This window comes from Sphingomonas montanisoli (genome assembly GCF_008274695.1).
Classification (GTDB): domain Bacteria; phylum Pseudomonadota; class Alphaproteobacteria; order Sphingomonadales; family Sphingomonadaceae; genus Rhizorhabdus; species Rhizorhabdus montanisoli.
Map to the genome: position 1 here is coordinate 332103 of NZ_VTOU01000003.1, position 11732 is coordinate 343834.

Annotated in this window: 17 protein-coding genes; 8 read left to right on the forward strand and 9 right to left on the reverse strand. The window is 62.6% G+C overall.

Annotated elements, in window-relative coordinates; all coding sequences use genetic code 11:
* Positions 1 to 24: 24 nt before the first annotated feature.
* The 3 genes from FYJ91_RS12815 (at position 25) to FYJ91_RS12825 (ending at position 3016) form a co-directional block, all read left to right on the forward strand.
* Positions 25 to 1134: a PQQ-dependent sugar dehydrogenase gene (locus tag FYJ91_RS12815; protein ID WP_149522669.1), complete on the forward strand. Its 1110-nt coding sequence runs from the start codon at positions 25 to 27 to the stop codon at positions 1132 to 1134.
* 124 nt (positions 1135 to 1258) lie between these two features.
* Complete coding sequence (locus tag FYJ91_RS12820) at positions 1259 to 2101, forward strand: SDR family NAD(P)-dependent oxidoreductase (RefSeq protein ID WP_181008499.1); 843 nt, start codon at positions 1259 to 1261, stop codon at positions 2099 to 2101.
* 15 nt (positions 2102 to 2116) lie between these two features.
* Positions 2117 to 3016, forward strand: coding sequence for an SDR family NAD(P)-dependent oxidoreductase (locus FYJ91_RS12825; RefSeq protein ID WP_219822598.1), 900 nt, complete (start codon positions 2117 to 2119; stop codon positions 3014 to 3016).
* Between the two features lie 4 nt (positions 3017 to 3020).
* On the opposite strand, the gene FYJ91_RS12830 is transcribed toward FYJ91_RS12825, so the two are convergent.
* Complete coding sequence (locus tag FYJ91_RS12830) at positions 3021 to 3416, reverse strand: hypothetical protein (protein ID WP_149522671.1); 396 nt, start codon at positions 3414 to 3416, stop codon at positions 3021 to 3023.
* A gap of 151 nt (positions 3417 to 3567) precedes the next feature.
* On the reverse strand, positions 3568 to 5760 hold the full coding sequence (locus FYJ91_RS12835) for a TonB-dependent receptor (protein ID WP_149522672.1): 2193 nt from the start codon (positions 5758 to 5760) through the stop codon (positions 3568 to 3570).
* A 115-nt stretch (positions 5761 to 5875) separates the two neighbouring features.
* Between FYJ91_RS12835 and FYJ91_RS12840 the strand changes: the two genes are divergently transcribed.
* Positions 5876 to 6373: a nuclear transport factor 2 family protein gene (locus FYJ91_RS12840; RefSeq protein ID WP_149522673.1), complete on the forward strand. Its 498-nt coding sequence runs from the start codon at positions 5876 to 5878 to the stop codon at positions 6371 to 6373.
* A complete protein-coding gene (locus tag FYJ91_RS12845) occupies positions 6366 to 6740 on the forward strand; it encodes a nuclear transport factor 2 family protein (RefSeq protein ID WP_181008500.1) in 375 nt (124 codons plus the stop codon). The genes FYJ91_RS12840 and FYJ91_RS12845 overlap by 8 nt, the downstream gene beginning before the upstream one ends.
* Here the strand turns inward: FYJ91_RS12845 and FYJ91_RS12850 are convergent.
* The 4 genes from FYJ91_RS12850 to FYJ91_RS12860 form a co-directional block, all read right to left on the reverse strand.
* The gene (locus FYJ91_RS12850) at positions 6737 to 7039 is read right to left on the reverse strand and encodes a hypothetical protein (RefSeq protein ID WP_149522675.1); all 303 of its coding nucleotides are present in this window, start codon (positions 7037 to 7039) and stop codon (positions 6737 to 6739) included. The genes FYJ91_RS12845 and FYJ91_RS12850 overlap by 4 nt on opposite strands.
* 134 nt (positions 7040 to 7173) lie before the next feature.
* Positions 7174 to 7623: a DUF6265 family protein gene (locus tag FYJ91_RS12855; protein WP_149522676.1), complete on the reverse strand. Its 450-nt coding sequence runs from the start codon at positions 7621 to 7623 to the stop codon at positions 7174 to 7176.
* Positions 7624 to 7819: 196 nt separating this feature from the next.
* Complete coding sequence (locus tag FYJ91_RS20665; protein ID WP_181008501.1) at positions 7820 to 7957, reverse strand: hypothetical protein; 138 nt, start codon at positions 7955 to 7957, stop codon at positions 7820 to 7822.
* Positions 7958 to 8184: 227 nt separating this feature from the next.
* A complete protein-coding gene (locus FYJ91_RS12860; protein ID WP_149522677.1) occupies positions 8185 to 8439 on the reverse strand; it encodes a hypothetical protein in 255 nt (84 codons plus the stop codon).
* 104 nt (positions 8440 to 8543) lie between these two features.
* Between FYJ91_RS12860 and FYJ91_RS12865 the strand changes: the two genes are divergently transcribed.
* From FYJ91_RS12865 to FYJ91_RS12875, 3 genes are all read left to right on the forward strand, one after another.
* The gene (locus FYJ91_RS12865) at positions 8544 to 8843 is read left to right on the forward strand and encodes a polyhydroxyalkanoic acid system family protein (protein ID WP_149522678.1); all 300 of its coding nucleotides are present in this window, start codon (positions 8544 to 8546) and stop codon (positions 8841 to 8843) included.
* A 218-nt stretch (positions 8844 to 9061) separates the two neighbouring features.
* Complete coding sequence (locus FYJ91_RS12870; protein WP_149522679.1) at positions 9062 to 9841, forward strand: HipA family kinase; 780 nt, start codon at positions 9062 to 9064, stop codon at positions 9839 to 9841.
* Positions 9838 to 10698: a DUF3037 domain-containing protein gene (locus tag FYJ91_RS12875; RefSeq protein WP_149522680.1), complete on the forward strand. Its 861-nt coding sequence runs from the start codon at positions 9838 to 9840 to the stop codon at positions 10696 to 10698. Before FYJ91_RS12870 ends, FYJ91_RS12875 begins: the two co-directional genes overlap by 4 nt.
* Positions 10699 to 10719: 21 nt before the next feature.
* Here FYJ91_RS12875 and FYJ91_RS12880 read toward each other — a convergent pair whose 3' ends face one another.
* The 3 genes from FYJ91_RS12880 to FYJ91_RS12890 all read right to left on the reverse strand — a co-directional run bounded on the left by FYJ91_RS12880 (position 10720) and on the right by FYJ91_RS12890 (position 11730).
* Positions 10720 to 11190: a hypothetical protein gene (locus tag FYJ91_RS12880; RefSeq protein ID WP_246152616.1), complete on the reverse strand. Its 471-nt coding sequence runs from the start codon at positions 11188 to 11190 to the stop codon at positions 10720 to 10722.
* An 88-nt stretch (positions 11191 to 11278) separates the two neighbouring features.
* On the reverse strand, positions 11279 to 11485 hold the full coding sequence (locus tag FYJ91_RS12885) for a hypothetical protein (RefSeq protein ID WP_149522681.1): 207 nt from the start codon (positions 11483 to 11485) through the stop codon (positions 11279 to 11281).
* Positions 11482 to 11730 (reverse strand): hypothetical protein, encoded by a 249-nt coding sequence (locus tag FYJ91_RS12890; RefSeq protein ID WP_149522682.1) that lies wholly within the window; start codon positions 11728 to 11730, stop codon positions 11482 to 11484. Before FYJ91_RS12890 ends, FYJ91_RS12885 begins: the two co-directional genes overlap by 4 nt.
* Positions 11731 to 11732: the final 2 nt, after the last annotated feature.

The window sequence follows — 11732 nt, forward strand, 5'->3', positions numbered from 1 at the left end:
TGCCGCCGCTTCCGGAGACGAATCATGCTGCCCCACTCGCTTGTCCTCGCCACTGCCCTGCTCGTCGCGCCTATGGTCGCGGGCGCCGCGCCGCTGCCCTTCAAGGTCGAGGTGAAGGCCGATCTCGCCGAGCCTTGGGCGATGACCTTCCTGCCCGACGGGCGGATGCTGGTGACAGAGAAGAAGGGCGAGTTGCTGAGCCTCGACGGGAACGGCAAGGTCGCCGGGAAGATCGCGGGGGTGCCCAAGGTCGCTTATGGTGGTCAGGGCGGACTGGGCGACGTCATCCTCCATCCTGGCTTCGCGAAAAACGGCATCATCTATCTGAGTTATGCCGAGGCCGGCCCCGGCGACACCGCCGGAACCGCGGTTGCCCGCGCGCGGCTGGTGCTCGGCAAGGCGGGCGGCAGCCTTCAGGACCTGAAGGTCATCTGGCGACAGTCGCCCAAGGTCAGCGGGCGCGGCCATTATTCGGGGCGCATGGCGTTCGCGCCCGACGGGCATCTGTTCATCACGTCAGGGGAGCGACAGAAGTTCACGCCTGCGCAGGACATGAAGCAGAATCTGGGCAAAGTGATCCGCCTGACCGACACCGGCGGAGTGCCTGCCGACAACCCCTTTGCCAAGCAGGGAGGCGTTACTGCACAAATCTGGTCCCTGGGGCATCGCAATCTGCTCGGGATCGCCTTCGACGCCGACGGGAGGTTGTGGGAGCAGGAGATGGGCCCGAAAGGCGGCGACGAGGTCAATTTGATCCTGAAGGGCCGCAACTATGGCTGGCCGGTCGTTTCGAACGGCAGCCATTATGACGGCCGCGACATACCCGACCATCCGACCCGACCCGAGTTCGAAGCGCCCAAGGTCTCGTGGAACCCGGTGATCTCGCCTGGCGGGCTGATGATCTATTCGGGCGCGATGTTCCCGGCGTGGAAAGGAAGCGCCTTCATCGGCGGGCTTTCCAGCGAATCGCTCGTCCGCGTTGCACTCAAAGGCGACGGTGCCACCAAGGCGGACCAATGGGGGATGGGCGCGCGCATCCGCGAAGTCGAACAGGGGCCGGACGGGGCGATCTGGCTGCTTGAAGATGGCGGACAGGGCTCGCCCGGTCGCCTGCTGCGCCTTACGCCCGATTAATCCGCCTTGGCGGAAATGCGCAAGTGGGGCGGCCAGTAGACAGCCGTTCCCGTTGCGCGTGCCCCTCCCCCTCGTCAGACAAGGGCCGCCCATCTGAAGAGCGGGCTCGATAGAGGAGGACGGATTGGCCGAAGGTCTGGCAGGCGGTACCGCCGTTGTCACGGGTGCCGCAGGCGGCATCGGACTGGGCATCGCACGCGCGGCGGCGGATGCCGGAATGTCGCTGGTGATCGCGGACATCGCGGCGGACAGGCTGGCCGCCGTCGAGAAAGAGTTTCTCGATCGCGGGATCGAAACGCTCGCGATCGTCACCAACACCGCCGACCCTGCCGCGGTCGACAGGCTCGCGCACCAAGCGATCGAGCGCTTCGGCGCGCCCCGGCTGCTCGTCAACAATGCGGGCGTCGAAATGATGGGCGACATCTGGGAACTCCCCGCCGAACAGTGGCAGCGGATCATGGACATCAACGTGCTCGGCCCGGTCCACGGCGTCCGCGCCTTCGTGCCCGCAATGATCGCGGCGCGGACGCCGGCCTATATCGCCAACATCACCTCGATCGGCGGTCTGGGCATGTCGGGCGGGCAGGCACCCTATATCGTCAGCAAACATGCGCTGCTGTCCTTCACCGAATGCCTCTTCCTGGAACTCGCCGAGGCGGCGCCGCATATCAAGGTGTCGGCGGTGCTGCCGGGGCCGGTCGCAACGCGCATCTTCACCGATGCCGTCGCACTGACCGAACAGGCGCACATCGCCAAGGCGCATGACCAGATGGAGGCCGTGCTGGCCCAGGGCATGTCAGGCGACGATGCCGGCCGCGCGATCGTCGACCAGATCGTGGAGGGTCGCTTCTGGGTCTCGCCGCATCCCGAAATGATGGAGGGCGCCGCCCAGTCGCGTGCCGCCTATCTGGCCGGGCTTCATACCCCGGCACAGCGGGTGCGCCCCAGCTATGACAGCAAGAAATAGGACGGGAGGACGACGATGAGCGTATTGGAACAGAAGCTCACCGGCAAAGTGGCGCTGGTGACGGGCGCCAGCCGCGGTATCGGGCAGGCGATCGCGACTTTGTTTGCGTCCGCCGGCGCTACAGTTGTCGTCAGCGCCCGCAGCCTCGGCACACCCACGGCCGGCGCGCGACATGGCGAGGCGGTCGCCCTGCCCGGCACACTCAATGAGACCGTCGCGATCATCGAGGCGAATGGCGGCAAGGCCTATGCTATCGCCGCCGATCTGGAGGACGATGCGCAGTGCGCCGAGCTTCCGGGCAAGGCCGCGGAACGTGCGGGCGGGCTCGACATCCTCGTCAACAATGCGGGCTTTGCCGACTATGCGCCGATGGAAAGCATGTCGATGGACACGTTCGATCGCACCATTCAGCATTATTTCCGCGCGCCCTTCATCCTGTCGCAGAACGCGATCCCGCTGATGAAGCAGCGCGGCGCAGGGTGGATCGTCAACCTCGGCTCGGCCAGCGCGCAGAAGCCGGTGCGTCCTTATGGCAGCGGCGACGTCACGTCGGGCCTGGGTGTCTATGGCGCGATCAAAGCAGGTCTGGCGCGACTGACACAGGGCATGGCGGCCGAGCAGCAGGCGAACAATATCGCGGTCAATCTGGTGGCTCCAACCGGTGCAATCCGCACCCCGGGCGCGAGCGGCTATATCCCCTCGGCCTTTCCGGGCGAACCGGTCGAATATCTCGCGGCTGTGGCGCTGCACCTGAGCAGCGTACCAGCAGCCGAGCAGACCGGTCTCGTCACCTTCGCGCTTCAATATGCCAAGCATGCGGGGCTTCAGGTGACGACGCTGGACGGCAAGTCCGCCTTGCCGCCGGCACCTGAGCCTTTATGGGCTCACCCCGACGTCATCGCGTCGGGGCTCTGACGCCTCAATAGCCGTCGCTGGCGATCGCGGCGCCGATGGCAAGGCCCGCGATCCCGGCGATCAACGCGCCATCATTGTTATAGCGATAGCCATATCCATAGCGCGGATAGCCATAGCCCACGCCGTAGCCATATCCGTATCGCGGATAACCATAGCCATAACCGCGGGGGGCATAGCCATAATAGCCGCGCGGGCCGCGATAGCCGCCATATCCGTAGCGATCACCCCGCCAGCCGCGGTCGCCGCGCCATTGCCGGTCGCCGCGCCAGCCGCGATCGCCACCGCGCCAGCCCCGGTCGCCATAATAGCCGCGATCGTAACGCTGTGCTTCGGCAGGGACCGCTGCGACCATCGCGCTGCCGATTGCCAAAGCGGCGACCATTGCCTTGATCTTGATCATGATACGCTCCTTACAGAACCGATCCCCTCGGGAATCGATCGAAACGACGGTTTACATCGTCCAATCTGAACCGCTCGAGAACAGCCCATTCAGGTAACGCATAAGGCGAGGATTCCCTCCCTGCACCGATGCACAGGGAGGGAGAGCCCGATCAGAACTTGTACGCGACGGTCCCGCCAAACCAGCGCGGCTTGTCATACGCGAACTGGTCGGTGCCGCCGAAGGTCAGCAGCGTGGCGAAATAGCGTTCGTTGAACAGGTTCTTGCCGAAAACCGACAGGCGCCAATGCTCGTCCGGCGTCGTCCAGCTGATCGACCCGTTGGCGAGGGCATAGCCCGGCGCCGCCACGCGATTGAGCACGTCGACATACCAGCGGCTCGTCAGATAGACCGACGCATCGACATCCAGCTTACCGCCGCCCAGGTCGGTCGTGTAATTGGCGGCGATATTGCCCGTCCAATGCGGCGCGCGCGGCAGATCCTTGCCCGACACGTTGATCGGTGTCGTGATGTTGCCGCTCATCGGCGGTACCGCCGGATTGGGGATGGTGACCGCAGCGCCTGGGAAGTCGGTGATCTTGGTCTTCAGGCGCGCGGCGCTCGCCGACATGCGGAAATGCTGGTTGAACTTGACCTCGAGGCTGGCCTCGGCGCCGTCGATCTTCGCCTTACCGGCATTTTGCAGGAAGCTCACCGTCACGCCATTGATCGTGCCGAACTGCGTTACCTGCAGGTTGGTGTAATTATAGTGGAAAGCGGCGGCGTTGAAGCGGACATTCGAGCCGAGATTGGTCTTGATGCCGCCTTCGAACGCCTCGATCTTCTCCGGGCTGGCCGGGATCAGCGCGCCGTTGCGGGTCAGCGGGTTGTAGGTGCCGCTCTTGAAGCCACGCGAATAGGACGCATAAACGTTGCTGTTACGTGCAAATTCGTAGCGGGCGACTGCGCGCGGCGAAAGGTTGTTGAACGTCGTGCTGCTACCCGCGCGGTTCTGGTTCGGGTCGCTCGCCGGCGGGATGTAGAGTGCGGTCTTCTTGTCGCGGGTATAACGCGCACCACCCGTCAGGAAGAGGTGATCGACCAGCTCATAGGTGCCCTCGACGAAGCCCGAAATCGATCGCGTCTTCTGACTGTCGATCGTCATATTGCCGTTGGTGTTCTGCGGATCCTGCGCGGCATAGGCCTGCAGCGCGTTACCGCCGACCATCCACTTGAACCTGCCCTCGCCATTGCTGGTCAGCAGCAGATCCTGATAGGTCGAATGGCCGACCCAGTTGATCGTGATCCGCGTGACGTTGAGCGGCGAATAATCGAAATCCTGCGCATAGTCATTATCGGTGTTCTGATAGGCCGCGACGCCGGTGAGCGTGGCGAAGCCCAGATCGACCGACATATGCCCGTCGATCATATATTGCTTCACGCGCAGGAACGGCTTGAAGTCGAGCGCGGTCTGGAAATCACCGGTCGGGATCACCGTGCTGAGCGGCAGGTTCAGCGGGTTGCGCGCGGGGTTGTTGACCAGCGTGCGGACGTTGCTGTTGCCGTTGAGCGGATGGGTTGCGAAGGTCGTGTCGTCCTTTGTGTAGCTGTAGAATCCGCCCAGTTGGAACTCGACGCCCTCGGACGGCTGGAACAGCATCTTGCCGCGCAAAGCGCCGATCTTTCGCTTGCCCATGTCGACGTTGCGGAAGATGTCGCGGATATAGCCGCCATTATCCTCGGCCACGCCCGACAGGCTGACTGCCAGCTTATCGTCGACGATCGGTCCGGAGATGTACGCCGTGCCGTGGAGATAATCGAAGCGGCCGTAGCTGATCGATCCTTCGCCCTCGGTCGTGAAGCTGGGCTTCTTGGTGACGATGTTCACCGCGCCGCCGGTGGCGTTGCGCCCGAACAGGGTGACCTGCGGCCCCTTCAGCAACTCCACCCGCTCGACATTCGCCAGTTCATAGACCGCGCCGAACGAGTCGGGCTGATAGACGCCGTCGAAATAGGTCGCGACGTTCGGCTCGTCGCCTGCCGCGAAGTTGCGCGTGCCGATGCCGCGCACCGTCGGCTGGTTGGTGCTGGTGGTGCGTGCCCACACGAAGCCCGGGGTCGCGGCGGTCAGATCCTGAACCGCGCTGATCCCCGCGCTCGTCAGCTGTTGCTGCGTCAGAGCGGCGACCGAGATCGGCACATTCTGAAGATTTTCGGATCGGCGCTGCGCAGTGACGACGATCTCGCCGATGCCGCTGTCATCGACGGCGTCCGCCTGCGCGGCGGGTGCCGGGGTTGCGGTCTGCGCGGTTGCGATGCCAGGCGCCATTGCGGCCCCCAGCAACAGGACATGCCTGAAGCCCATCAGTTCCTCCCTTATTATCTGGCCTTTTTATAGACGATAGAGTTACCCCTTTCGCCCCTCCGGAACTACATCAAATGATGGCAAGTCATCTATCGCCATTTGGTAAGGGTCTGCCATGCGCACACTGACACCGGACGCCGCGCTAGCGATCACGGAGCTTCAGCAGATGCTCTATGACCTGGGCCATGAGATCGACGCGAATACCGGCCGCGCGATCGCCGATTATTACTGCGCCGACGGCGCGTTCGTGGTCGGCGAGCATCGCTATCAGGGGCATGCACAGCTCGAGGCCTTCTACGCTGCCGAGCGCGATCGGATCGCGAAGACGCTGCAGGATGGCGAGCGCCAGCTGCTCCACGCTTTCGTCAATCCGCGCATCTTCGTCCATGACGAGAGCCGCGCGACCATCAAATGCTTCAACCTCAATTTCTCGGCGCCGGGCGCCCGCCCGATTGCCGGGCCGATCGCACCCAATCTGCTGGTCGAATGCCGTCTGGAATGCCGCCGCGAAGCCGATGGCCACTGGCGCATCGCCGAATTCAGCAGTTCGCCCCAGTTCGTCGCCAAGACGATCGTGCATCACGACGTGGCGAAGGGCGACGCGAATGGCTGATGCCGCCCGCCTGATCGCCGCCGAACATGCGCGCCGCCGCGCGATCGAGGCCGACGATGCCGACACGCTCGACGCAATGACCGCTGATATATTTCATTATGCCCATATCAACGGGCTGGTGGAGGATCGCGCGACCTATCTCGATCGCATCCGCGCCCGCGCCGTCATCACCCACGCCACCGGCGCGTCCGATCTCTCAGTCGAAATCCGGCCGGGCTATGCGCTCCTGAAAGGCGTGTCGTTCATGGAGTTCGAATGGCGCGACGGCAGCGCGAAGGGGCGCATCGACACCTTGTTCCTGTCAGTTTGGGAACCCGCAGGCGACGACTGGACAATCGTCGCCTACGCATCCACTCCGAAACCTTAAGCGGCGCGCGTCGCCTTGAACGGGGCGTTGCCGAACGGCCCGAGCTTCATCGAGCCGTCGATCACGTCGCCGTCGATGGTCGCGTTGACCTCCAGCGTCATCGCCATCGGGGTCTTGATGTCCATCTTCCAGCTGAGCGCATTGCCGTCGATCTTGCCGTTGGCCAGCTCGACGTTGCCCATTGGGCCTTCGCTGTTCCCGGTCAGGCTGCTCCCGTCGCTCTTGAGCACCAGGACACCCTTCTGTTCGCCCATCGGCGACTTCACCACGCTATCCCAGCGCCCGTCCACATTGGCCATGTCTATCCCCTACCCAAAGGTCGTTCGAACGATGCGTGGCTGCGCCACACGCCGCCGAAATAGGCAGCGACATCATCCGTGACAAGGTGTCACGGCAACGTCATCGAACGCTATCGATTGTGCGCGAACCGTTCTCAGGGGCAAGTCGAATTGATCGGGCGGAGCCGATAATGCCATTCGACCGCCTTCGCCCGCCCACTTATCTCACCTTCGATCCGAGCGTCCAGCCGATCCGCATCGCGCTGGTAGATCACGCGCTGCGGGAAATCGTGGCTGCGATTTTCGAAGACGACGCGGCGGTCGCTCAGCTCGATCGCCTTGAATTCGGTCGGCGCCTGCCCGGACGGATTGGCGAAGAAGCTGATCCCGTCGCCGCTTGGCGCGATCCGCGAAAATTCCCAGCTCGTGCGCTTCGCCGACACCGTCTTGCTGGTGCCCAGCATCACGCCGCCGCGCGCATCGCTCCAGCTTTCGGCCGTCTCACGCCCGGCGGAACATTCGATCCAATATCCCGCCAGCCATGACGGCAGCGGCGATGCGGCGGTGACGGGGGCCATGAAGGACGCAAACATCGCCAGCAACATCGCACCCTCCGCTCAGTCAATCCGGTCTAGACCCGCCTATAGCGAAAATACCAGATTTTAGGCACTTATGTGCATCATCCGATTGAATTTTAGGCGTTAAGTCTGCCGATTGGGTAGTGCCGTTTCGCTATCAGCAATCACCAAGCAATCACCAGACGCCATTTCGGCTCTTCGCGTCGGGTGTGGTGCCGGCTTCTCACGCGAAATTGCCGCCGCCTGGTTCGCCCGTTTCCTTATTCTCTTCAACTGCGTCGTCGGGCTCGGGAAGCCCATCGTCGACCGTGTCGGCGAGCGGCGTGTCTGATGGTTCTTCGTCCTTGGTGTCGGGGTACATTTCGCGCCTCCTATACCGTTTCTGATCGTCTCAGCCTGCCCTTGCTCCGCGCGGATTGATTTCACTTTCTCGTTACCCGCCACCCGCTCCGCATGCCTTCCGCGTTCACGGACCGGCTTGCGACTACGGCGCATCGTCACCGCCATCCACGCGCCTAAGAGGAGCGGTGCTACGGTGAAGGCTCCTGCATAGGCGGTGGCAGCCCCGTTACGCGGATCGGATGCGGATCAGCACGGCCAGTTCAGTCGAAGCTCTTCGCCAATCGCGCTGACCAAAATGACCTCTCTCGGGCCGCCGACTTGTACAACCTCAACCGGAAGCCCAGCGATTTTCACGCCATCACCGTCGAGGATCAAGGCCGCCCCACCGGGAGCGCGGCGGATGATGTCATGAAGAGCTGACATCGGGATGCGCCAGCAACGCAGGACCAACCCGCACGCGACGGCCATGCTGAGTACGGCTTCGAAATCCTCGATGGTCATGATCTTGTAAAAATGCCGATCGGGGCTTTTCGATCCCGCTGCGGCGGGATACTTCCCGCTGCATTGATTTAGCCACCATTCCGCCGACGGCGCGTTACCCCGCCATGAAACCAGTCACGATCGACATTCCGCATTCAACCGGCAAAGCCGCCGCCCGCCAACGCATCGAGGGCGGTTTTCATAAGCTCGCCAGCTTTGTGCCTGGCGGGAAGGTAACCGAACACCGATGGGAAGGTGACAGCCTGTTCTTCGCAGTCGAGGCGCTGGGGCAGCGAGTCGCGGCGCGGCTCGATGTGCTGGAGGATAAGGTGCATGCGGAGGTCGATCTGCCGCCCGCGTTGGCGCTGTTCGCTGGGAAACTGCGAGGAGCGCTGACGGAGGCGGGGACGAAGCTGCTGAGGTGAAGCGAGCAAAAAACGTCAACTTGCAGGTCCGGGTTCGAATCCCGGCGAGCCCACCCTAGGCGCTGATCGCGATGCACGGCCATTTCACTGCGGCCCCGTTCGATAGTATATTGTATGCGGAATAGCCCCTTATTGACTCTAACGCTCCCATCGATTTGTTGCGAAATCGCAAGGCGGGGGCCGCCGAGGAGCTCTTTGGAGCGGGGAGATGGTTAGGAGTGCTAAGAAATCTGGAGGCTGTTCAGTACATCCGTGATGTAGGCAGCGGGCGCACTCAACCGATCGTGGTGGCTGCCGAAGCAGACGACGGCAATGTCGTTGAGGTGGTTCTAAAGTTCTCGTCCTCCTGTGATATGGGGACAAACTCGCTGGCGGTCGAAGTGATTTCGGCTTGCCTAGCCGGAGCCGTTGGGCTTCCCATCCCCGAGCCATTTGTGGTTTCCATTCCCACTGACTGGAGGGACTGCCTTCCGCCCGCCGTTCGGAACAGATTCTCTGAGTTCGACAATTTGGCCTTCGGGTCGAAACTGGTTTGGCCCCAGTGGCCAGCCTGGACTGCGACGAACCGTCTCACGCCGCGCATGTTGCAAACAGCTGCCGAGATACTGGCTTTCGACGGCTTCATCGAGAACGTGGATCGTCGGGATGGTAACCCCAACTGCTTGGTCAGCGGCGACAATCTACGTATTTTCGACCACGAACTCGCCTTTCCAAGGGGTCTGCTTGGTCCAAAGCCTTGGGCGCTTGGTGGCCTGGGGTCGTTCAGCGAGCCCGGAAAGCACATATTTCGCCGAGAACTGGTTGCGCAGTTGATCGATCACGGTACGATCCGGCAAAAGTGGTCAGACTTGCATGACGACGACATAGCCGCCTATGGCGCTGCAGTGCCTTCAATCTGGCGCGACGAACCATTCATTGCCGATATTCTAAAGAAGATCAGGCAGGTTCGTGATAATGTCGATGGTTGTATGACTGAGTTGGATCGGATCCTGAAATGAGCCGCCGGCCCTACAGCTACAGCGTTTTGCGCTACGTTCACGACGTGGTGACCGGTGAGTTTGTGAATGTCGGCCTCGTTTTCCTAGCGGCAGGACATGAGGGCTACCCGCCTGTCGTTCTGACGGAGTTTAAGGAGCGCATACAGCGCCTGCGACCGCTCTTTCCCGACATTGATCGGATTGCCTTTATTGCCGCGATTGCTGCGGTGCGCCGGGCCTCCAAGTCAATCGCTAAGCAGGTCGAGGGCGATCGACTATTTTCGAGTGGCGATGCTCGAGCAGTCGCGACGCGGATGCTGCCGCATGACGGGAGCTCCCTCCAGTGGTCTGAAATTGGGACCGGGATCGCAAAGGATGTGGAGAAAGAGTTTCACCGCATCGCCGACCGCATGCTCTCCACCTATGACCGGCGAACAGAAACTCGAAAAACGGATGATGACGTCTGGCGTCCGGTGAGACAGGCGTTGGCGGATCGCCACATAGCCATTGAATTCGAGCCGAAGGTTATTCGTGGAAGCGTGGATGCGATCGAGTTCGCGCATTCGTGGAAGAATGGTCGGATTCATGCCTATGAGCCATTGTCCTTCGATCTCGCTGATGCCGAGAACATCAAGAATAAGGCGCGCAGGTGGATGGGGCACCTGTCGTCGGTGAACATCGGCGCCAGCGACGACTTCAAAGCGTACTTTATTGCCGGACGGCCGAGTGACGATCGCCTTTTGCCAGCATATCACGCTGCTCTCGAGATTCTTCGGGCTGCTCCCAGCGCGCCCGAGGTTTACGAGGAGGGCGAAGTCGACAATCTCGTTAACTCGATCGAGGACGAGTTCAGGCAGCATCAGGCAGCGGGGTATTAGTCGCCTCGCACCGATCTGAGGTCAGCTTAGGATCATCGCCTCGGCGATTGCGCTGATCAGCGCCGACCGGGGGACCGGCACACTCACCGAAACATACCCTGGATTGACCGCCCGTCTTTGCCCATACAGCCCGATCCACTCCCGCCCATGCATCCGCCAGGCCCGCTGCAACGGCACAACCGGCAACAGGTAACAGACCCGCGATGGCGCATAGGCATAAGCGATGAAGTCGCAGGCCAGCGACTTTTGCACCCAGCCCGGCACACGCCGTTCCTCGTCGCTCCACTGCTCCAGTAGGATGTCGTCCCAGTCCTCGGCACGCACCTTCTCATCGACGGTGTAGGTCCGGCCGCAGGCGAGGGTGAGGACGCGATCGACCCCGCCTCGCTGTGCCCAGCCATCGTCACGGACGGACACGGCCGACCGAAGCCGCGGGAAAGCCCGACGGTATGTATCGACCCACCAGTCGGCCTCCGCGTGCCGTTCGGACATGGCGAGGCTGTCGCGGAAGCGGTGAACACGACGAGGCGGGACGCGATGATTACCGCGCCCCGCCCTCTGGCTCTGGTGTGGTTGGGGATTAGCCGTGCGCTACGCTCCCGTCTCGCTGCATCGCGAGCGCCTTTATCGCCTCGCGCCGTTCGGGATGCCCGATGATCGGCGAGGTGAACTGCTCCAACGGCAACTCGACATTGGCCGTCTCAATCCACATGGCGCCGGCCCGGATCGTCACCAGTCCGCCGGCGGCCTCCAGGCTGGCCATCCACGCTATAGGGTCAAAGCTCATGGGATCACCCCCTCGCGACGCTGGGCAAGATGCTCGGCTACTGCCTGTCCTCCGCCACACCGGATCAGGATGATGCTCAGACGATCGAGGTGGGAGGACAAGGGATATGGCAGATTCGGCTGCCGGCGCAGGTAGAGACGATCGTCTACTAGGATGACGATGCCACCGTGCGCGGACCATTCGGCAATCCACTCCTTGGCGTCGAAGCCAGCGACGAGCGGCGGGCTTGCGGGGATAGAGGCCATGG